This is a genomic window from Phenylobacterium sp., from assembly GCF_030697925.1.
Taxonomy (GTDB): domain Bacteria; phylum Pseudomonadota; class Alphaproteobacteria; order Caulobacterales; family Caulobacteraceae; genus Phenylobacterium.
In genome coordinates this window covers 28,260-48,604 of the sequence record NZ_JAUYOJ010000064.1, presented here as the reverse complement: position 1 = coordinate 48,604, position 20,345 = coordinate 28,260, and the positions used below count along the sequence as shown (strand labels likewise).

At 73.6% G+C, this 20,345-nt stretch carries 22 protein-coding genes; 3 read left to right on the top strand and 19 right to left on the bottom strand.

Annotated elements, in window-relative coordinates; translation table 11 throughout:
* Positions 1–289: 289 nt before the first annotated feature.
* From Q8Q88_RS06440 to Q8Q88_RS06430, 3 genes are all read left to right on the top strand, one after another.
* Complete coding sequence (locus tag Q8Q88_RS06440; protein WP_305674374.1) at positions 290–439, top strand: hypothetical protein; 150 nt, start codon at positions 290–292, stop codon at positions 437–439.
* 127 nt (positions 440–566) lie between these two features.
* On the top strand, positions 567–2,162 hold the full coding sequence (locus tag Q8Q88_RS06435; protein ID WP_305674373.1) for a class I adenylate-forming enzyme family protein: 1,596 nt from the start codon (positions 567–569) through the stop codon (positions 2,160–2,162).
* Between the two features lie 103 nt (positions 2,163–2,265).
* Positions 2,266–3,150, top strand: a complete 885-nt coding sequence (locus Q8Q88_RS06430) for a LysR family transcriptional regulator (RefSeq protein ID WP_305674372.1) — start codon at positions 2,266–2,268, stop codon at positions 3,148–3,150.
* Here the strand turns inward: Q8Q88_RS06430 and Q8Q88_RS06425 are convergent.
* From Q8Q88_RS06425 to Q8Q88_RS06335, 19 genes are all read right to left on the bottom strand, one after another.
* Entirely contained in the window at positions 3,138–4,295 is a 1,158-nt protein-coding gene (locus Q8Q88_RS06425; protein ID WP_305674371.1) for a TrbI/VirB10 family protein, read from the bottom strand. The genes Q8Q88_RS06430 and Q8Q88_RS06425 overlap by 13 nt on opposite strands.
* Positions 4,292–5,080: a P-type conjugative transfer protein TrbG gene (trbG, locus tag Q8Q88_RS06420; RefSeq protein WP_305674370.1), complete on the bottom strand. Its 789-nt coding sequence runs from the start codon at positions 5,078–5,080 to the stop codon at positions 4,292–4,294. Before trbG ends, Q8Q88_RS06425 begins: the two co-directional genes overlap by 4 nt.
* Positions 5,077–5,781 (bottom strand): conjugal transfer protein TrbF, encoded by a 705-nt coding sequence (trbF, locus tag Q8Q88_RS06415; protein ID WP_305674369.1) that lies wholly within the window; start codon positions 5,779–5,781, stop codon positions 5,077–5,079. The genes trbG and trbF overlap by 4 nt, the downstream gene beginning before the upstream one ends.
* A gap of 4 nt (positions 5,782–5,785) precedes the next feature.
* Entirely contained in the window at positions 5,786–6,979 is a 1,194-nt protein-coding gene (gene trbL / locus Q8Q88_RS06410) for a P-type conjugative transfer protein TrbL (protein WP_305674368.1), read from the bottom strand.
* Between the two features lie 3 nt (positions 6,980–6,982).
* Entirely contained in the window at positions 6,983–7,285 is a 303-nt protein-coding gene (locus tag Q8Q88_RS06405; RefSeq protein WP_305674367.1) for a hypothetical protein, read from the bottom strand.
* The gene (gene trbJ / locus Q8Q88_RS06400; RefSeq protein WP_305674366.1) at positions 7,282–8,025 is read right to left on the bottom strand and encodes a P-type conjugative transfer protein TrbJ; all 744 of its coding nucleotides are present in this window, start codon (positions 8,023–8,025) and stop codon (positions 7,282–7,284) included. Before trbJ ends, Q8Q88_RS06405 begins: the two co-directional genes overlap by 4 nt.
* A gap of 3 nt (positions 8,026–8,028) precedes the next feature.
* Positions 8,029–10,449, bottom strand: a complete 2,421-nt coding sequence (gene trbE / locus Q8Q88_RS06395; protein WP_305674365.1) for a conjugal transfer protein TrbE — start codon at positions 10,447–10,449, stop codon at positions 8,029–8,031.
* Between the two features lies 1 nt (position 10,450).
* Positions 10,451–10,735: a VirB3 family type IV secretion system protein gene (locus Q8Q88_RS06390; RefSeq protein WP_305674364.1), complete on the bottom strand. Its 285-nt coding sequence runs from the start codon at positions 10,733–10,735 to the stop codon at positions 10,451–10,453.
* Complete coding sequence (locus tag Q8Q88_RS06385; RefSeq protein ID WP_305674363.1) at positions 10,735–11,085, bottom strand: TrbC/VirB2 family protein; 351 nt, start codon at positions 11,083–11,085, stop codon at positions 10,735–10,737. The genes Q8Q88_RS06390 and Q8Q88_RS06385 overlap by 1 nt, the downstream gene beginning before the upstream one ends.
* Entirely contained in the window at positions 11,082–12,077 is a 996-nt protein-coding gene (trbB, locus tag Q8Q88_RS06380) for a P-type conjugative transfer ATPase TrbB (RefSeq protein WP_305674362.1), read from the bottom strand. Before trbB ends, Q8Q88_RS06385 begins: the two co-directional genes overlap by 4 nt.
* Positions 12,074–12,565, bottom strand: coding sequence for a CopG family transcriptional regulator (locus Q8Q88_RS06375; protein ID WP_305674400.1), 492 nt, complete (start codon positions 12,563–12,565; stop codon positions 12,074–12,076). The genes trbB and Q8Q88_RS06375 overlap by 4 nt, the downstream gene beginning before the upstream one ends.
* Positions 12,566–12,576: 11 nt before the next feature.
* A complete protein-coding gene (locus tag Q8Q88_RS06370) occupies positions 12,577–14,574 on the bottom strand; it encodes a conjugal transfer protein TraG (RefSeq protein ID WP_305674361.1) in 1,998 nt (665 codons plus the stop codon).
* A gap of 171 nt (positions 14,575–14,745) precedes the next feature.
* Positions 14,746–16,671 carry a DUF3363 domain-containing protein gene (locus Q8Q88_RS06365; protein ID WP_305674360.1) on the bottom strand — a complete coding sequence of 642 codons (1,926 nt, stop codon included), beginning with the start codon at positions 16,669–16,671 and terminating at the stop codon, positions 14,746–14,748.
* Positions 16,672–16,877: 206 nt separating this feature from the next.
* Positions 16,878–17,459 carry a lytic transglycosylase domain-containing protein gene (locus Q8Q88_RS06360; RefSeq protein ID WP_305674359.1) on the bottom strand — a complete coding sequence of 194 codons (582 nt, stop codon included), beginning with the start codon at positions 17,457–17,459 and terminating at the stop codon, positions 16,878–16,880.
* Positions 17,447–17,953, bottom strand: coding sequence for a S26 family signal peptidase (locus Q8Q88_RS06355; protein WP_305674358.1), 507 nt, complete (start codon positions 17,951–17,953; stop codon positions 17,447–17,449). Before Q8Q88_RS06355 ends, Q8Q88_RS06360 begins: the two co-directional genes overlap by 13 nt.
* Positions 17,950–18,411 carry a DUF2840 domain-containing protein gene (locus Q8Q88_RS06350; protein WP_305674357.1) on the bottom strand — a complete coding sequence of 154 codons (462 nt, stop codon included), beginning with the start codon at positions 18,409–18,411 and terminating at the stop codon, positions 17,950–17,952. The genes Q8Q88_RS06355 and Q8Q88_RS06350 overlap by 4 nt, the downstream gene beginning before the upstream one ends.
* Positions 18,408–18,653, bottom strand: a complete 246-nt coding sequence (locus Q8Q88_RS06345) for a hypothetical protein (protein ID WP_305674356.1) — start codon at positions 18,651–18,653, stop codon at positions 18,408–18,410. The genes Q8Q88_RS06350 and Q8Q88_RS06345 overlap by 4 nt, the downstream gene beginning before the upstream one ends.
* On the bottom strand, positions 18,650–19,288 hold the full coding sequence (gene parA, locus Q8Q88_RS06340) for a ParA family partition ATPase (protein WP_305674355.1): 639 nt from the start codon (positions 19,286–19,288) through the stop codon (positions 18,650–18,652). Before parA ends, Q8Q88_RS06345 begins: the two co-directional genes overlap by 4 nt.
* 166 nt (positions 19,289–19,454) lie before the next feature.
* Positions 19,455–20,336 carry a replication initiator protein A gene (locus Q8Q88_RS06335; protein ID WP_305674354.1) on the bottom strand — a complete coding sequence of 294 codons (882 nt, stop codon included), beginning with the start codon at positions 20,334–20,336 and terminating at the stop codon, positions 19,455–19,457.
* Between the last annotated feature and the right edge of the window lie 9 nt (positions 20,337–20,345).

Genomic DNA, 20,345 nt, shown 5'->3' with positions numbered 1-20,345 from the left:
CGAGCGACCTTGCGGCCGTGGCCAGGTGTGCCGCGGCCTGCGGCGGCAGCACCTGCCCCGACGGGGCCCGGCCAAGGGCGGCCACTCAGGCAGGTTGCGGCGCGCCGGCAGAGCTAATGATCGGAGAGCGAGGCATTGAGTTCAGACATGGCGCAGGCTGCAGTGGTGGCTAGCTGTCGCAGCCAATCTTGGTGACTCTGCGGGAATCGGTCCCCGCCCAACCGCGGAGCCGGGGGACGCGGCGCCGGCATCCACACGCGCCTACGGCATCTACACGTTGGCGGTCCTCGTGCTGGTCAATGTCCTGCTCTTGATGGACCGGCAGATCCTGACGGTGCTGGCGGCGGCCGAGACGCCGCATTTGGTCCCGGGCGTGGAGCCGATGGGTGCTGCGCAGCTCTTCCTGCGGCTCCTATTCGTGGGCGCACACCACGGCTGAGGCCGCCCAGCGGGTGGAAAATGCGGCCGCCTCATTCGTCCCAGTCATAGCGTCCGCGGGCGCAGCCCGGCGCCCGCTGGCGCAGGACGGCGGCTCGCGGCGCGAGAATACGAGCGGAGGAGAGAACATGGCGGCGGCAGCGCAGGTGAGGGTTGCGGGGACGGAGCCCGCGCGACCAGTGGACATCGATGTGCGCCTACGCGCCGCGGCCAAGCGCCACCCGGGCCGCTCTGCGCTGCAGGACTCCCAGCGGTCCCTGACCTGGGCCGAATTCGACGCCCGCATCAACCGCATCGCCAACGCCCTGATCAGGGCGGGCGTGGAGCCCAACGACCGGGTGGCCATCCTCGCCCGCAACAGCGTCGCCTACGCCGAGCTGATCTTCGGGGCCCTGCGCGCCGGCGCCTGCGTCACGCCCCTATCCGGCCTGGCCTCACCCGAGGCGCTCGTCAGCATGGTGCAGGACAGCGGCGCGAAGCATCTCTTCCTAGGCGAGGACTACGCCGCCGACATGATCGCCCGCGAGCGGGAGATGCCGGGGCTCGCCCCCGGCGGGCTGATGACGCTCGGCTTCGAGCTCGACGCGCGGCGCAGCTTCGAGGCGTTCATCGCCGACGCGCCCGAAGCCTCGCCCGCCGTCGAGATTTCTCCCGACCACGGTTTCAACCTGATCTATTCCTCCGGCACCACCGGCACGCCCAAAGGGATCCTGCAGGACCGCCGGTTCCGCGCCCAGGAAGCCCAGGACATGATCGCCGGCTTCGGGCTGGACGAGACCATGCGCACCCTGGTCTCCACGCCGCTCTATTCCAACACCACCCTCTTCCTGTTCGTGGCGACCATGGCCGCCGGCGGCTCGGCGGTCATCATGGAGAAGTTCCACCCGGCGGGGTTCCTGGCGCTCAGCCAGGTCGAGCGCATCACCCACGCCGTGGTGGTGCCGGTGCAGTTCACGCGGCTGTTGAAGGAGCCGGACTTCGACCGCTTCGACCTGTCGTCCTACCGGGCCAAGTTCTGCACCAGCGCGCCGCTGCACGCGAGCGTCAAGCGCGAGATCCTCGACCGCTGGCCGGCCGGCGGGCTGACCGAGTTCTACGGCATGACCGAAGGCGGGGTGAACTGCGTGCTCGCCGCCCATGAGCACCCGGACAAGCTCGACACGGTGGGGCTGCCCGCCCCCGACTGCGACCTCAGGATCGTCGACGAGGAGGCCCGCGAGCTGCCGCGGGGCGAGGTGGGCGAGATCGTCGGGCGCGGCTCCAAGATGATGGTCGGCTACCACAACCGCGAGGAAGCGACGGCCGAGGCCAGCTGGTACGACGAGCAGGGCCGGCGCTTCCACCGCAGCGGCGACGTCGGCTGGCTGGACGCCGACGGCTTCCTGCACCTGCTGGACCGCAAGAAGGACATGATCATCTCCGGCGGCTTCAACATCTACGCCATCGACCTGGAGAGGGTGCTCCTGGCGCATCCGGACGTGGCCGACGCGGCGGTGATTGGCGCGCCCAGCGCCGATTGGGGCGAGACTCCGGTGGCCTTCGTCGTCCTCCGCGCCGGGACCGCACCGGACTTGGAGGCGCTGCGGAGCTGGGCCAACGCCCGGCTCGGCAAGGCGCAGCGGATCGCCGAGCTCCGCGTCCTTCCCGAGCTGCCGCGCAGCCCGATCGGCAAGGTGTTGAAGCGCGAACTGCGCGAGCTTTTGCCCCCGGCCGCCCCCGGCTGACGGACAGCCGCGGCAGTTGCATCTGGAAAATTCACCCGCCTGGCTCGTCTATGTATCGAGCCGGGCGGGGCGGGCCGGGTCGATTCACACCGGGAGCCCGCCCATGGAGCTTCGCCACCTGCGCTATTTCCTGGCGCTCGCCGAGGAACTGCATTTCGCCCGGGCCGCCGCGCGGCTGGGCATCGAGCAGTCGCCGCTCAGCCGGCAGATCCGCGACCTGGAGGCGGACCTGCGGGTGCGGCTCTTCCACCGCACGAGCCGCTCGACGCGGCTCACGCCCGCCGGCGAGCGGCTGATGGGCCATGCGCGGCGGATTCTCGACGACATCGAGACCTCGATCGCCGACGTCCAGGCCTTCGCCACGGCCAAGGCCGCGCCCCTGCGGCTCGGCTTGGCGGAGAGCGGCGCCGGCCCGAGCTTCGGCCGGCTCATGCGGCTCGCCGCCGCGTCCGAGCCGCCGCTGCCGGTGGTGCTGCGCGAACGCTCGGCCGCCGAACTCCTCGACCTGCTGGCGCGCGGCGCGCTCGACGCCGTGCTGAGCTTCTCGCCGCCGCCGGCGGCCGAGTTCGCGGGCGAGCCGGTGTGGTCCGAGCCCCTGATGCTGGTGGCCGCCGACCGCGCGGACGATCGCACGCCGACCCGGCTCTCGCATCACCGGGAGGCGCGCTGGGTGCTGCCGGATCCGGCGATCTTCCCCGGGGCGGCGGCCCAGCTCCACGCGGTGCTCGCGCGAGCGGGGATCGATGCACATGAGCCGCTGCTGGCGGGAAGTCCGCAGAGCGCGCTGCGCCTGGCCGCCAGCGGAGCGGGCCTCGCGCTGGCGCCCCTGTCCGGCATCGAAGTCTCCGACCCGGTGACGATGCGCCCGTTCGAGGAGCCGGGTGCGGTGCTGACCACCTGGATGACCCTGCGGCGCGACGATCCCTCCCCCGTCGCCGCGCGGGCCCTGGCGCTCGCCAAGCTCGCCGGCGAGGATCAATCGGCGTAGGGCTCCAGCACCAGGTCGCGGCTGACGAGGACGTGGAGGCGGAAGCCCGGCCGCACGGTGAGGGTGGGTTTCACCTCGAGATTTCGCCGGGTGAGCTGCTGGCCCACCTGGCTGGCGCCGTCCTGCAGCCCGCCGCGGGCGGCGACGATCACCACGCCGTCGTCGCCGCCCCGCTCCGGGGCGGCGAGCTCTGCGCCGACGCCGACCAGGGTCGAGAGCGCCGCCCCGGCCGCCAGCCGGCGCCAGTGGCGGTCCACACGGTCAGCCAAGCCAGCCTGGCCCTGGGCGTCCGTCGCCGGCAGCCGGTCGAGCACCATCGAGCGGCCGTTGGGCAGGATGAGCCGGGTCCAGACCACCAGGGCGCGGTCCTCGCCGAAGCCCACCTCGCTGTCATAGGTCCCGATCAGGCGCGCACCTTGCGGGATCAGAAGCGCGCGGCCGCTGAGGCTGTCGAACACCGGCGCCGTCACCGTGGCGATCACGAGACCCGGCAGGTCGGCGTTGAGCCCGCTGACCAGGGCGGCGGGGATCATCGTTCCGGCCATCAGGCTGTGCGGCGAGGCCGGCCCCTGCAGGCGATGCGGCGAGACGGTCGCGACGTCGCTCGGCGCGGCGAGGAAGGCTTCGCGGCGGGTCTGCCCGCTCGTGGCCGGTGGTAGGCCGCCCAGAAGCGGGGCGACGTCGGGGCCGAGGCTCGGCGCCGGGGCAGTCCGGCCGGCAGTCTTGGCGAGCAGGGGCGAGGCGAGCGCATCCTCGCCCCCCTTCCGCAGCCGTTCGCGCTCTGCCTCGGCGGCGCTCGCGCCGCGGGGGGACGGCATGCGCCCCTCGGCCTGAGCGTTCAGCATGGCCGGGCCGAGGTCGCCGGGCAGCGGCGGGCCGAGCTGCGGCGGGGCGGGTCTGGCCTCCGCATAGTCGCGCGGCAGCGCGGCCAGGCCCTCGGCGGCCGTGCGGCGGTCGGTGGAGTAGAGCGGTTCCGGCGGGCCGCCGAAATGGACCGGCGGGCGCAGCGCCCAGACCGCGCCCGCGAGCACCAGCAGGGCGGCGGCGCCCAGCAGGACAGCGAGCGCCTTGCGGGAAAGGCGGGTCACCGGCTTCGGCCTGGCCCGCAGCGCCAGGGCCTCGGGCGGCTCCTTGCCCGCGCTCATCGCCGGCCACGCCCCGCTCGCCCGCTCCGCTCGATGCGAACCCGGACCTGCTTGCCGGTCCCCAGGCGCAGCTCGGCGGCGGCGAACAGGCCGTCGACCACATAATAGGGCGGACGGGCCCGATAGTTGACCAGCTGGGCCTCGCCCTTGGGGCCCAGCACGAACAGCGGCGGCAGCTCGTCCGGCGCGTCTGGGAAGCGGATATAGGTCCGCGCGCCGTCGTCGAAGGCCAGTACCGGGCGCCAGGCCGGCTTGTCGCCGCGGAGGACGTAGCCGAAGTTCAGGCGCTCGAGAGCCACGCCATCGGCCACCGGCGCGGCCGCCTGGGCCTGCGCCTCGGCGGCCTTCACCGCGATCAGCTCGCCCTCGGGATAGCGCCAACCCGCGGCGGCCATCCAGCCCGTGGGACGCGCCGTCAGCTCCAGATGGTAGGTGCGTCGGTCGGTGTGCAGCAGGAGGTTGGTCGCAAGGCCGGAGGCGGTCGGCTTCACCAGCACGTGGGCGCGGGCGTCGGCGCCCGAGCCGCTGGAGGTGTCGCCGATGATCCAGCGGGCGGTGTCGCCGGCCGACACCGAGACCAGCTTCTCGCCCGGCTGCAGGGCGATGTCGGTGACCCGGCCGGGGCTGGCCTGGACCGGGTAGACCGTCCCGGCCGCATAGGGCCAGACCTGGGCGGCTGATTCCACCGCCGCCGGGACCGGGTGCGCGGCCGGCGGGGCGGCGCCAACGCCCGCGGGGACGAGCGCCAGCAGCGAGGCCAGGGCGGGAAGAAGCTTTCGGTTCATGGGCGGTCCCCTTGGGGGGAGCCGAGCTCCCGGCTCCAGTTGAGGGCGTCGACATAGACGCCGAGCGGGTTCTTGCGCAGCTTGGCCTCGGTGCGCGGCGGCTGCAGCACGACGCCGACGATCGCGGTCCAGCGTTCACTGGCGGAGAGCGCCCCGTCGACATAGGACCGCTCGATCCAGCGGACCTGGAACGAGCCGGGCGAGGCCCGCACCACGCTGGTCACCTCCACGGCGATGGACGTGCGGCCCAGCCTGGCGAAGGGGTCTTCGCGCCGGGCGTAGTCGTTGAGCGCAATCGCCCCGCGGTCGGTGGTGAAGTCGTAGGCCTCCAGCCAGTTCTGCCGCACCACCACCGGATCGCTCGGAAGCGCCCGGACCGCGGTGATGAAGCGGGCAAGGTGGAAGGCGATCTGGGCGTCGGTGGGCCTGTAGGCCTCGGCGGCCGGAGCCACGGCCCGCACCTGCCCCGCGTGGTCCACCTCCACGACATAGGGGGTGACGCTGGCCCGCGAGCCCTGCCAGACCAGGCCCGCGGCCGAGCCCATGGCCAGGGCCAGGCAGCCGAAGGCCATCAGCCGCCAGTTCTTCGCCTGCACACGCGCCGAGCCCAGCCGCTCGTCCCAGACCTGGCCGGCCCGCTGGTAGGGGGTGGCGGGCTCGGGCGTCTCGCCATAGCGCACGGAAGATCGTCGGAAGCGCATGATCTCAAGTCTCCGGATCGCGCAGGGTGGGGGCGGCGCCGGAGCCTCCATGGTCGCCGGCGCGCAGGGCGTGGGCCGCGCCGGACGCGGCGTGGCGCCAGGTCTGGTCGCGCTTGAGCTTGGCCGCCCAGGCTGGTGCGGTGTCGGCTCCCTGCCCGCCGCCCTTGGCGGCGGCGGCCCCGGCGCGGGCGACGCCCGCCAGGCCGCCCGCCACGCCGCTGACGCCGGTCCGGCCGGCGGCGCCGGCCGCATAGGCGCCGCGGGCGCTGGCCGAGAGGCGGGTCGCCGCCGCAACGCCGCCGCCGGCGAGGCGCCCGGCGGCCATGGCGCCCGCGCCGCCGGCGACCACCAGGCCGGCCGCGGCGGCCGTGGCGCCCACCGCGGCGCCGGCGCCCAGCTGCGGCGCCCCGGAAATCAGCCCGCCGGCGATGGCCGGACCGAAGATCCCGAGACCCAAGAAGGTGATGGACGCCAGGATCAGGGCCAGGGCCTGGTCGAAGGTGGGCTCGGTCCCGGCCGGCGCCTTGAACTCGGCGAAGAGGCCCGTGCCGATGCCGACGATCACCGCCAGGACGAGGATCTTCACCCCCGAGGCCATCACATTGCCCAGCACCTTCTCGGCCAGGAACGACGTCTTGGTCCAGAGCGCGAAGGGGACCAGGACGAAGCCGGCGAGCGTGGTGAGCTTGAACTCGATAATCGCCACGAACACCTGCACCGCCAGGATGAAGAAGCTCAGCACCACCACCAGGAAGGCGAGGATGAGGACGGCGATGGTGTCGAGGTTGGCGAAGACGTCGGGGAACCCGGCGAGCTGGCCGATGGCCTCATAGAACGGTCGCCCGGCCTCGACGCCGACGGCCGCCAACCGCCCCGGCTGCAAGAGATCGGCCTCGCTGATCGTCCCGCCGGAGGCCTGCAGCCCCAGGCCGGCGAAGGAGCGGAAGATGATCCCGGCCAGGGCGTTGAAATTGCCGATGATGAAGGCGAAGGCGCCCACATAGAGCACCTTCTTGATCAGCCGGGCGATGACGTCGTCGGCCCCGCCCAGCGCCCAGAAGAGCCCGGCCAGGGTCATGTCGATGGCGATCAGGGTGGCGGCCAGGCTCGACACCTCGCCGTCCACCAGGCCGAAGCCGGAATCGATGTAGCCGGCGAAGGTGTTGGTGAAGCGGTCGATGACATTGACATTGTCCATGGCTCAGCCCCCCTCCGAGACGGCGTCGACCGGCGCCGGCGCATAGGGCTGGGTCTTCCCCAGGAACCGCCGCCGCGTGGCTTCCGCGACCGCGGCGCAGAGCTCCGGGGTCGCCTGCGCCGCCTGCGCCCTGCAGGTCGCGCGGGCCGCTTCCAGCGCGGCCCGATCGGCGGCGAGGCGCGCCACCAGCGCTGAGGGCGCGGCCGCGCGCCGCGGGACCTCGGCCGGGCGGTCGGCGGGCGCGACGGGCCGGCGATCACACGCCGCCGCGGCGAGGGCGCCCGCCAGGATCAAGCCCAGCTTCACCGCCCGAACGCCTTGACCGGCAGCGGCGCATAGGCCGCGGGCGCCCCGGCGAACTGGGCGCGCACCGCCTTGGCCCGGGCCTCGGCCGCCAGCGCCCGGGCCGCCTCGGAGGCCGCGGCGCGACCTTCCGCCAAGGCCAGTTGCTGGCCCTGCATGGCCTGCTTGGCGCCAAGCGCCAGCAGCTCATTGGTGGCCTGGGTCGCCTGCAGCACGCCGACCGCCGCGCTGCTGCGCGAGCTGATCTCGGAGAGGGTCGCCTCGTCGGCGGCAATCTGGCCCGACACCTCGGCCTGCACCTGCATGGCGGTGCGCAGCGATTCCAGCGAGGCGCTCCAGCGGTTCTGGGCCCCCGTCGCCAGGGCCGCGCCGGTGGCGCCGGCGGGATAGCCGTCCGGGTAGAGCGACGTGAACTTCGCCTCCAGCTTGGAAACCTCGAAGGCCAGGCCCTTGGCCTGGTCGATCAGGGCCCGGGTGCGGGCGAGATTGGTCTTGAGCTCGGCCAGGGCGGTGAAGTTGAGGCTGGTGAGGTTCTTGGCCCCGTTGAGCAGCAACTGGGCCTCGTTCTGCAGCGAGGTGATCTGGTTGTTGATCTGCTGCAGGGTCCGCGCCGCGGTGAGCAGGTTCTGCGCGTAGTTGCTGGGGTCGAACACCACCAGGGCCTGGGCCGGGGCGGCGGCGGCGATGGCCAGGGCCGCGGCGGCGGCCAGGGCCTTCAATCGCGAGCTGGGGGTCTTGCGCATGGGTCAGGTCTCCTCAGACGCTGGGGGTTGGGGATCGATCAGCTCGGCGGCCCAGGCGAGGCCGCGGCATCGCAGCCAGGCCGGGGCGAAGGCGGGGCCGGGCGCGCTGGCCACGAGCTCATCCATGCCGGCGTGGTCGGCGGGGGTGGAGGCGCCGGCGAAGGCCAGGGCGAGCTCGCCGAGGCCGAGCTCGAACAGCCGGTTCCCGAGCGGCGAGGCCAGGTAGTAGTCGCGCTTCCCCCGGGCGTGGGCGACGATCTCGATCTGCCGCGGATTGAGCCCGAAGCCGGCATAGAGCGGCGTGAGTTGCGGCTCGAGCGCCTGGGGTGCGGGCAGGAAGATCCGGGTCGGGCAGCTCTCGACGATCGAAGGCGCGATGGCGCTGGCCTGGATGTCGGCCAGGGACTGGGTGGCGAACACCACGGCGACGTTTTTCTTGCGCAGGGTCTTCAGCCAGTCGCGGATGCGCCGGGCGAACAGCGGGTTGTCGAGGAACACCCAGGCCTCGTCGAGCACCAGCAGGCCCGGCGCCCCGGTGAAGCTGAGCTCAATCCGGTGGAACAGGTAGGCGAGCACGGCGGCCGCCAGGCCGGGCGCGCGCATCAGCGCCTCCATCTCGAAGGCCTGCAGGTCGCCAAGGCTCCAACGCTCCGTGTCGGCGTCCAGCAGCCGGCCGTGGGGGCCGGCGACGGTGTAGGGGGCGAGCGCCTGGCGCAGGCGCGCCGAGGACATCAGGATCGAAAGGCCGGTGAGGGTCCGCTCCTCCACCGGCGCGGAGGCCAGGCTGGAGAGCGCCCGCCAGACGGCGTCCTTCACCTCCGGCTCCAGGCTGACGCCTTCCTGCGCCAGCAGCCCCGCGACCCAGCCGGCGGCCCAGGCCAGGGTCGCGGGATCGTCGATGCCGCGCAGGGGCTGGAAGGCCGGCCCGCCGGAGTCCCCCAGGTCGTGCCAGGCGCCGCCCAGCCCGAGCACGGCCGCGCGGATCGAGCCACCCTTGTCGAAGACGCTGATCTGCGCATCGGCGTATTTGCGGAACTGCAGGACCAGCAGGGCCAGCAGCACCGATTTGCCGGCGCCCGTGGGGCCTACCACCAGGGCGTGGCCCACGTCGCCCACATGGGTGGTGAGCCTAAAGGGCGTCGCCCCCTCGGTGCGGGTGATCAGCAGCGGCGGGCCGTCCAGATGGGCGTTGCGCTCCGGACCGGCCCAGACCGCCGAGACCGGCATCAGGTGGGCGAGGTTCAGGGTCGAGACCACCGGGGTGCGGACATTGGCGTAGACCTGGCCGGGGATGGACGAGAGCCAGGCCTCCACGGCGTTCAGGGTCTCGGGGATGGTGACGAAGCCGCGGGCCTGGATCATCCGCTCGGCCTCGCGCAGCCGCGCCTCGGCGACCTCGGCGTCCGCGTCCCAGACGCTGACCGTGGCGGTCAGATAGCCAAAACCCACGGCGTCCGACCCCAGGGCCTGCAGGGCGTCGTCGGCGTCGGCCGCCTTGTTGGCCGCGTCGGAGTCCACCAGCTGGCTCTCCTCGCGGAACAGCGTCTCGCGCAACAGGGTCGCCACGCCCTTGCGCTTGGCGAACCACTGGCGCCGCCGCCTGCCGAGCTCGCGCTCGGCCTCGGCCTTGTCGAGGAACAGGAAACGCACGACCCAGCGATAGGGGAAGGCCAGGCAATTGAGCTCGTCGAGCAGCCCCGGCCAGGTGGCGGCCGGGAAGCCCCGCACCGTCAGGGTCCTCAAGGACGCCGCGCCGAGCTTGGGCTTCAGGCCGGTGACCAGGGGCGCATCGGCCAGCAGGGCGTCGAGATAGACCGGCGCCTCCGGGACCGCGACGGGATGGCGCCGCGTCGAGACCGTGCCGTGCAGATAGGTCAGGGTCTCGCCGTCGCCCAGCCAGGCGAACTCCGGCAGCACGCCCTCGAGCAGGTCAGAGATGCGCTCGGTCTGGTCCACGTAGCGGGCGAGCTGGCCGCGCCAATCGGCCTGCCGCGGCTCTGTGTTCTCGAACAACAGGGCCCCGGCGCGGGCGCGCGCCTCCTCCGGCGGCAAGTAGACGACGGTCAGGGTGTAGGCGCTCTCGAAGAGCTCGCCCGCGGCGTCGAACGCCGCTCGTCGCTCCTCGTCGATCAGCCAGGCCAGGGGCTCGGCGAACTCGGCGGCCGGATAGGGCGCGGCCGGGCGCCGCTCGGCCTCGACGAAGAGCGCCCAGCCGGAGCCCAGGCGCTTCAGCGCATTGTTGAGCCGTGCGGAGACCGCCACCAGTTCGGCCTCACTGGCCGAGGCCAGGTCGGGCCCCCGGAAGCGGGCGCTGCGCTGGAAGCCGCCGTCCTTGTTCAGCACCACGCCGGGGGCGACCAGCCCGGCCCAGGGCAGCCAGTCGGCGAGGCAGGCCGGGCGCTTGCGGTATTCGGCCAGATGCATCTCAGGCGTCCAGCAGAGGGCGCTGCTTCAGGTGGCGGGCGAACACCTCCACGAACAGCGGATCGGCCCGCGCCCCCCACACCGCCAGGCCATGGCCGAGCAGCCAGATCAGGCCACCAGCCACCCAGAGCTGCAGGCCGATGCCGACCGCGGCGGCCAGGGTGCCGACCGCGATCGCCGCGGCGCGCGGCGCGCCGCCGAGCAGGATCGGCTCGGTGAGCGCCCGGTGCAGCGGGACTTCAAATCCAGAGGGGAAGCCGTCCGGCAGGCCATCCGCGGCGGTCATCAGACCACGGCCCCACCGGCGAAGCTGAAGAAGGAGAGGAAGAAGGAAGAGGCGGCAAAGGCGATCGAAAGGCCGAAGACGATCTGGATCAGCTTGCGGAAGCCGCCGGAGCTGTCGCCGAAGGCCAGGGTCAGGCCGGTGATGATGATCACGATCACCGCCAGGATCTTGGCCACCGGGCCTTCGATGGAGGCCAGGATCTGCTGCAGCGGCTGCTCCCAGGGCATGGAGGCGCCGGCGGCGAGCGCCGCGGCCGGCCAAAGGGTGAGGGCCGCGATCGCGGAAACCCGTAGAGCCGCCGATCCGCAGAACCGGCTATCGACATTTCCGTAGATCCGCTTCGTCGTCATGGCGTGTCTCCTGGGGAGTGGTGGGCGGGGATGAGGGGCTCGAGCCGGTAGCCGTCGGCCGTCAGGCCGGTGACCCGGACGAGCTCGCGCACGCGGCGCGCGCCGCCGCGGCCGGCGATCAGCACGATGACGTCCACCGCCTCGGCGATCAGGGCGCGGGGCACGCCGACCACGGCTTCCTGCACCAGCTGCTCCAGCCGGGTGAGCGCGCCGGCCGCCGAGCCGGCGTGCAGGGTGGCGATGCCGCCCGGATGGCCGGTGCCCCAGGCCTTCAGCAGGTCCAGCGCCTCGGGCCCGCGCACCTCGCCGATGACGATGCGGTCGGGACGCAGCCTGAGCGTGGAACGGACCAGCTCGGCCATGGAGGCGACGCCGGGCTGGGTGCGCAGCGGCACCTGGTCGTCGGAAAGCGACTGCAGCTCGCGGGTGTCCTCCAGGATGATCACCCGGTCGCCGGTGCGGGCCACCTCGTCCAGCAGGGCGTTGGCGAGCGTGGTCTTGCCGGTGGAGGTCGCTCCGGCGATGACGATGTTCAGCCGCTCGCGCACGGCGAGCCGGAGCGCCGCGGCCTGCTCGGCGCTCATCACGCCATCGGCCACGTAAGCGTCGAGGCTGAAGACCAGGCTGGCGCGCTTGCGGATGGCGAACGACGGCGCAGCTGTCACCGGCGGCAGCACGCCTTCGAAGCGCTCGCCGCCGAGACCTTCGCCACTTTGGGGCAGCTCGGCCGAGAGGATCGGCCGTCGGCGGTCCACCTCCGCCCCCACATGGTGTGCGACCACCCGGATGATGCGCTCGGCGTCCTCCGGCGAGATGAAGAGGCCGGTGTGGGCGCGGCCGCGCGAGAGCCGGTCGGTCCAGAGCGTCCCGTCCGGATTGACCAGCACCTCGACCACGTCGGGGTCGGCCAGGGCCGCGGCGATGGCGGGCCCGAGCGCCGTCCTCAGCATCCGCACCTGACGCGCGACGGCGATGTCGGCGGGGCCGTTCATGACGCCGGCTCCGCCGCAGGCGCGCCCTCGCCCGGTTCGGGCTCGCTCACCACGTCCGCCAGCCGGAAGAAACGGCTCTCGTCGGGGCAGATCTCGGCGTGGACGTCCTTCACCAGGCTGGCGCCGCGCTGCAGCCGCCGGGCCAGCTGGTCGACGAACTGGCGGAACCGCTCGCGCCCCTGCGCCACCGCCGCCGCCTGGTGGGCCGGCGGCAGCGGCGCCGTGACGGTGAGGCTGTGGCGCACGAAGAGGGCGACGGTCTCGATGAGGATGGTCTGGTCGCGCTCCAGGCGGTCGAACTGCCGCGAGAGCCGGTCCAGTCGCCCCGCGATCGCCGCCTCGCGCCGGTCGCCGCCGTCCGGCGTCAGGTAGGACCAGAGCGCCGCGGCGACGATCGAGGACTTGGAAAGCCCCTTCAGCGCGGCGACCTCGGCCAGGCGCTGCTCGGCGTCGGGCTCGAGATAGACGCTGAGGCGCGCGCGAGGGATGGGCGGCCGGGTCACAGGGCGATCCCGTCGTCGGGATCGAGCGCCGCCAGACGGGCGGCGGCTTGCAGCCGGCGGTCCGGAGCGAACGGCGAAGCCTCGGCGCCCACGAAGTCCTCGTCCAGCCGGGTGAGCTCGTCGGCCGGGTCCGCTTCGTCCAGGACCGCCGGCGGGACATCCAGCTCCGGCTGGCGGCGCTGGGCGCCGTCCTCGGCCTCCGACGCCGATGCGCCGTCGATCCGCGCGTCGAACACCGGCGCGGTGAGGCCGGTCCAGTCGTCGGCCCGGCTCGCCGGGCGGTCGGCGTAGCCCTCTGCCGAAAGCAGCGGTGGCGGCGCGAGGCGGGGGCGGAAGTTGGCGTCCTCGTAGTAGCGCAGCTTCTTCGCCCGCGCCGGCGGATGCCCGGAGACCATGACGATCTCCTCGTCCGGCGGCAGTTGCATCACCTCGCCGGGGGTGAGCAGCGCCCGCGCGGTCTCCTGGCGGCTGACCATCAGGTGGCCGAGCCAGGGGGAGAGCCGGTGGCCGGCGTAGTTCTTCTGGGCGCGCAGCTCGGTGGCCGTGCCGAGTGCGTCGGAGATCCGCTTCGCCGTGCGCTCGTCGTTGGTCGCGAAGGTCACTCGCACATGGCAGTTGTCGAGGATCGCGTTGTTGGGGCCGTAGGCCTTCTCGATCTGGTTGAGCGACTGGGCGATCAGGAAGGCCCGCAGGCCATATCCGGCCATGAAGGCCAGCGCCGACTCGAAGAAGTCGAGCCGCCCGAGCGCCGGGAACTCGTCGAGCATCAGCAGGACCTGGCGACGCCGCGCGGCCTTGTCCTTCGGCGTCGCCTCCAACTCCTCGGTCAGCCGCCGGCCGATCTGGTTGAGGATCAACCGGATCAGCGGCTTGGTGCGACTGATGTCCGACGGCGGGACCACCAGATAGAGGCTGAGCGGATGGGCGGCCGAGACCAGGTCGGCGATCCGCCAGTCGCAACGCTCGGTCACCAGCGCGACGGTCGGATCGCGATAGAGGCCCAGGAAGCTCATGGCGGTGGAGAGCACGCCCGAGCGCTCGTTCTCCGACTTGTTCAGCACCTCGCGCGCCGCGCCGGCGACAACGGGGTGGACGCCCGCCGCGCCGAGGTGCGCGGTGGTCAGCATCACCTTGAGCGTCCGCTCGAACGGCCGCGCCGGGTCGGAGAGGAAGTTCGCCACGCCGCGGAGCGTCTTGTCGGGCTCCGCATAGAGGACGTGGAGGATGGCGCCGACCAGCAACGCGTGGCTGGTCTTTTCCCAGTGGTTGCGCTTCTCGATCGAGCCTTCCGGGTCGACCAGGATGTCGGCGATGTTCTGGACGTCGCGGACCTCCTGCGCCCCGCGGCGGACCTCCAGCAGCGGGTTGTAGGCGGCCGAGCGCCGATCGGTGGGATTGAACAGCAGGGCGTGGGAGAACCGCGCGCGGAAGCCGGCGGTGAGCGTCCAGTTCTCGCCCTTGATGTCGTGCACCACGCAGCTGCCGCTCCAGCTGAGCAGGGTCGGCACCACCAGGCCCACGCCCTTGCCGGAGCGGGTGGGGGCGAAGGCCATCACGTGCTCCGGCCCGTCGTGGCGCAGATAGTCGGACCCGGCCTTGCCCAGGAACACGCCGGCCGGCGGCAGCAGCCCGGCGCGGGCGAGGTCCCGCCGCTGCGCCCAGCGGGCCGAGCCGTAGGTGGTGACCAGCCGCGACTGGCGCGCGCGCCAGACCGAGCCCGCCACCGCCAGGCTCGCCCCGAGGATCCCGCCGCTGGCGGCGATCAGGCCGCCGGTCTCGAACAGGCGCGGCGCATAGGCGCCGTAGGCGAACCACCAGGGAAACAGCGACCAGGGGGCGTAGAGCGGCGCGCCCAGCAGGCGGAACCAAGCCTCGCCCAGCGCCGCCTGGTGGCCCAGCGCGGCTGCGGTCCACTGGGTGGCCGCCCAGACCGCGCCAAGCGCGGCGGCGAACACCACAAGGATCTGGCCGAACAGGATCTTGGTCGGCGTCATACCGCCCTTCCGAAGCTGCACACGCGGAGGCTGCAGGTTCGTCGGGCTTGTTGCAGTGCGTCAAAGACCAAGCGGGTATCGCCCCTGACCGCCGAGGCCAGGGGTAAGACCCGGTCAATCTTAAGGAAATCCGAGCGCGCCGGGCCGGGCTCGCCGACCCTGAAAATAGATCTAAAGGTTGAGTCCGCGCGAGCGCCCGAAGGTCCAGTCGACGCCCCCGCCGCGACCGATCGCGCCCTCGACGGCCTGTCCCAGCCGCCTGGCCAGCACCGGCCGCCAGGGGACCAGGGAAAAGCCCAGGCCATCGTCGATCATGGCGAAGCGGCCGCTGACCAGGGTGAGGGAGCGGCGATAGGTCCCGCGCACCGTGTCGCCGGGCGCCGGCTCGCGGTGCGCGAGCCCGCTCTCCGCCGCGATCCGCGCGCCGACGCCCGCCAGCTCGCGCCGGCGCAGGGTCGCCAGCAGGTCGCGGTCCAGACGCACGCTCGGGCCCCGGCGGGTCGCGAGGCCCTGCCCGACCAGGAAATCGCGGCGGATGTCCAGCGCCGCCTGCGCCTCGGCTCCGAAGCCGCTCGCCGCCGGACGCAGGCCCGCGATCAGCGCCCGGTCCAGCCAGGTGGCGCCGATGGCCCGGGCAAGGCGCTCGGGCGGCTCCACCGCCAGCACCTCGACCCTGAGCGCGCCGAAGCGGCCGGCGTCATGGGCCGCCGCGCGGTCCAGGAAATCGGCTGGGAGGCGCCAGAGATCGGTGTCGAGCCGCTCGGCGATCCCGGCGCGGCGCATGGCTTCGAGCCGGCGGACGTGGGCGCGCACCATGGCGTCGGGATCGGGGCCGCCGCCCTCCGCGCGAAGCTGGTCGAGACGACGGCTCGGCCGGTAGAGGCCGGCCTCGGCCGCGGCCGCCAAGGCCCGGTCGGCGGCCCGAGGGCCGGCGGCGCCCGCCCGGACCTCGACCACGGCGCCCTTCGGGAAGTCCGCCAGCTCGGCGCCCGCGGGCAGGGCCAGATAGCGGCCCCTGCCGTCGAGCCCGTCGAGGACGAGGTAGCCGCGCCCGGAAAGCTCGTCGGCCAGGCCCTTGGCGACGATCCGGCCAATCCCGACCCTGGGGGCGGCGTCCGCATGCAGGATCTCAAGTGGCCGCGGCTCGGAAAACGCGCGCTGCAGGGCGCGCAGGATGTCGCCGCGCTCGCCCATGGCCCGCAGGGTGGGCTCGAAGTCGCCCCGCAACCGCCAGCCGCCGGCGACGGGCTGGGCGAGGCCCAGCCGCTCCAGGGTCGCCAGCCGGCCGCGCAGCAGGCGGTCGTCGCCGTCCAGCGCCACCCCGCCCGCCCGCGCCTGTTCGGCCAAGCGGCGGTCGAGGGACGTCCAGCGCTCAGCCTCCACCTCCCGGGCCATGCGTTCGGCGAGCTCGCGCTCGCTCTGCGGACCCAGGAGCTCGGTCGCGAGCATCGAGGCGCGCAGCCGGAAGCCGTGGGCGATGTAGTCGCGGGCGATGACCAGGTCGCGGCCCTGGTCGTCGACGCCGCGGACGATCAGGTGGGTGTGGGGATTGTCCGTGTCGTGGTGGTCGACGGCGATCCAGTCCAGCCGGGTCCCGAGGTCCGCCTCCACCTGGCCCATCAATCGGCGGGTGAAGGCCGCGCCGACCGCCTGGGCGTCCTCCGGGGAGACGATGAACCGGAACTGGTGGCGGTCGTCCCGGCCGCGTTCCAGGAAGGCTTCGCCGTCGGCGCGGTCTGCGCTGGGACCGTAGGGCTGGCCGGGCTCTCCCTGCGGCGCGACCCCGTCGCGGCGGATGTAGCGCAGGTGGGCGGCCGCCGAGCCCGGCGCGGCCCTGGCCAGCACCACCAGCCGGGCCTTGACCACCACCCGGCGGCTCTTGGCGCCGAGGCGGCCCTCCAGCATCCGGGCGGCGACCCGGCCGCGGCCGTTGATGCCACCCCGGCCGGGCTTACGGCCCAGCCGCGAGGCCACCCCGACGCCGGCCTTCTGCGCCGCCTGCAGCACCTGGCTGGTGAACCGGCGCGGCGGCGTCCCGCCGGCCCGCGCCCGCCCTGGCCGCGGCCGAAAGCGGTCCTCGTCAGCGCCGCGGGCCATGGGCGGTCCAGCGCGTTCGAGGGGGCCAACCTCGCGAAAGGACGAGGCGCCAGAGGTCGATGCCGTGACCCGCCGCGCGCGCGTCGCGGCGACTGGCGCCGCCGATCCCCATGTGCAGACAAGGCCATCGACCCCTGGACGAGGTGGCGGCTTTAATCTTGCCCTCAAGACCTATCGAGATTCGACCGCGCTCCGGCGGCTGGGGATCAGTCCTGCACATGGGCGGCGGCCAAGGGGACGAACATCCCGCCGGCGCCCCACGCCGGAGCCGTGGGTGGGTTGGCGATCATCGTGCGGACGGCGAACAGCGGCGCGGTTCCCGGGCGGACCTGGGGCGGTGATGACCCGGAGAGCCCGAGCCGCGGCGCCAGGCCCGCGACATAGGCGCGGGTCTCGGCGGGCAGCGGCCGCCCAGCCAGGTGGGCGTCCATGCGGCCGGGACCGGCGTTGTAGGCGGCCAGAAAGCCCGGCGCGCCGTAGAGGTCGAACATCTGGCGCAGGTAGGCGGCGCCCGCCAGGATGTTGTCGCGCGGCTGGAACGGATCGGGGCCGAGGCCATGGCGGACCCGCAGCTCGGCATAGGTGGCGGGCATCAGCTGCATCAGACCCATGGCGCCTTTGGGCGAGACGGCCCAGGGCCGGCCAGCGCTCTCGGCCCGCAGCACCGCCCAGATCCAGGCTTCGGGAAGGTCGAACCGCCGGGCGGCCTCGGCCACATGGGCGGCATAGGGCTGTGCGGCTGGCGCGGACGCCGTCGCCACCGCCGCGGCGAGGCTCACCAGGTCCATAGCGGCCGCGCCTCGCCGAGGATCAGGCCCGTCGGCGTGGGCCCGAAATAGCGGCCGTCGAAGCTGTCGGGCCGGTCGGACAGCAGGAAGACCTCGCCTTCGCCGAGCCGACGGCAGCCCCGCCAGACCGGCAGCGGTCGCCCCGCCCGGTCGCGCAAGCGGGCCCGCGCCGCCAGCCGGCCGTCGATCGCAACCCGCGCCCCCAGCCGGCAGACGCGGGCGCCCGGGCCGGCGGCCACCGGCTTGATCAGGGGGACGCCGGCCGGCAGGTAGCGCCGCGCATCGGCGAGCGCTTCAGGCGCGCGCGGCAGGCGGGTGAGGACCAGCTGGCCGCTCGCAGGAACGTCTAGCGGTGTGATGCGATACCAGCCGCGGGGGGCGCTGGCGGTGGCGTTGTAAGCCACCAGGATGGGGCGCGATGCGGCGCTTGCCGCCGTCAACAGACCGAAGGCCAAGGCGCTCGCGACCAGCACCTCGCGGCCGCCGGGGTTCACGACAGCGGCTCCAGCCGCACCGCCCAGCCCTGCTCGGCGGCGCCGTAGACCCGCAGGGGTCGCCGCACCGCCAGCCGGTTGGCCGCCATGCGCCAGTAGGCCTCCGGCGCCTGGGCCGGATCGGCGCCGGCGGCCTCGATGGCGTCGATCAGCGCCAGCGCCCGCTTCACCGGGCCGTCGCCGGCGGCGGCGACCAGGATCGCCGCGCCGGGCGCCACGCCGGCGATCGTGGCGGCGGCCTCGTCCGGCGCGACCGCGCGCAGCACCCACAGCCGCCAGACCTCGGTCCCGCAGTCACCGGCCCGCCAGCGGACGAAGGCGAACCGCTGGCCAGGGGCGAAGAAGGTCTGGGCGCGGCGGCGGTCCAGGCGCCGCTCGGCGACCGGGGCGCCGAACCGCAGCCGGTCGTTGAGGCGGCCTGGCCAGAACAGCAGCTCCACCCGGGTGAGCGCGCTCATGGCGCATCTCCGGCCGTCGGCGGCTCGCCGAAGGCGTCCTCCAGCATGGCCCGCAGCATCTCGGCGACGGTGAGCCCGCGCTGGAAGGCGGCGACCTTGATCCGGCCGCGCAGCTGCGGCGTCACATCGATGGTCAGCCGGGCCGTGAACAGCTCGGCCTTGCCGGCGGTGACGGGCCCGGCGGCGCGGACCCAGGCCTCGGCCTGGCCTGGCCTCTGGGCGAAGGCGGGGCGATCGCTCAACGCCCGACCTCCAGCACTTCCATGGCGAACGCGGCGACCTCCGCCGCGGCCGGCCCCTCAGGGTCCAGCTCGAAGGCGAGCCGCCCCTGCGCGGCGCTTTCCGGATAGATCACCCGCTGCCCGATGCGGGCGATGAGCGGCGCGGGCTGGCTCTCGGCCAAGGCCGCAGCGGTGTCGCGGGCGATCACCGTGCGGGCGGCGCAGCGGTTGAGCACGAAGCGGGCGCGCAGCTGCGGCCGGAAGACACGCGCCTCCTCGAGCAGCCGCAGCATCTCGGCCGAGGCCCAGCCGTCGAGCGGCGAGGGCTGCACCGGGATCAGCACCAGGTCGGCGGCCAGCAGCGCCGAGCGGGCGAGCGCCGTCACCCGCGGCGGGCCGTCGATCACCACATGGTCGAGGCCGCGGGCGAGCTCGCCGGCCTCGCGGTGCAGGGTCTCGCGGGCCAAGCCCACCACCCCGAACAGCCGCGGCGCGCCGGCCCCGGCCCGGGCCTGGCTCCAGTCGAGCGCCGAGCCCTGCGGGTCGGCGTCGATCACCACCGTGCGCCGGCCGAGCGCGGCCCAGGCGCCGGCCAGGTGCAGGGCCAGCGTGGTCTTGCCGACCCCGCCCTTCTGGTTGAGTAGGGCCACGATCACGGGGGTGGCCCCGTTAGACAGACTCCGAAGGAGTCTGGGTTAGAATCGTTAGGCGGCCGAATTTGCGAGCCGCCGCAACGGCTTAGGCCCAGTCGGCGCCCGCGATAGCACGTGGTTGGCGCCCCTGATGGCACGATAGCCGCCGCCCGCGATAGCACGAGGGGATTCACAGCTCGTCCTCCGCGAAGGCGCGCGCCTCGAGCTGGACCGCCAGCCGCGCCAGCGGGTCGCGGGCCACCGGCGCGAAGACCAGGGCCTCGCCGCCGCCGCGCAGGGCCCGCACCCGCAGCCGGTATCCCGGCAGGGGCTGGCGCGCGGCGATGGCGCGGAGCTCGAAGGCGAAGTTGGAGAAGCGGGCGAGACTGCCGGACTTGGCGTGCAGGTGGCGGAAGTCGAAACACCAGCCGCCGGACTGGCGCCCGCCATGCTTGCGCACCAGCCGGTAGAGCCAGCGCTCCAGCCCGCCGGTGAGCTCGAAATAGGCCCGGTCGATGGAGAGCACCAGCGCCTGGTCGAGCACGCCGGCGAAGAACCAGTCGGGCAGGACGAGCTCCAGGCCGAGCGGCCGGCCCGCCCCGTCGGCGGTTTCCTTCCATTCGTTGATCCAGGAGAAGCGGTGCAGCCGGCGGCTGGTCGGCTGCCGCAGGCTGGTCGCCACGGTCGTCGACTGCAGCCGGTCCAAGGCCGCCTTCAGCCGCTGGTAGTCGCGAGCCCCCACCCCGCGTCCGATGAAGGCCAGGATCTGGTAGGGGGTCGCCGCCATCAGCCGCGAGGGGCGCAGGCCTGCATCGCGCGCCTCGACGATCTGGCTCGCCGCCCAGATCAGCACGTCGGCGTCCCAGATGGTGGCCATGCCGTGCTCGGCGGTGGCCTCCACCCGGATCGAGACCCCGCCGGCCCGGTAGTCGATCGGCGCGGTGCGTGGCGTCTTGGCCAGGCTGAAGAAGGGATAGGCCATGAGGTCCTGGGCGTCGCGGGGGGCGAACTCGCCGCCGAGCGCGCGAAACAGCTCCAGCTGCCGAGGCGCAAGGACAGTGCTGCGGGGCACGGCGGCGGC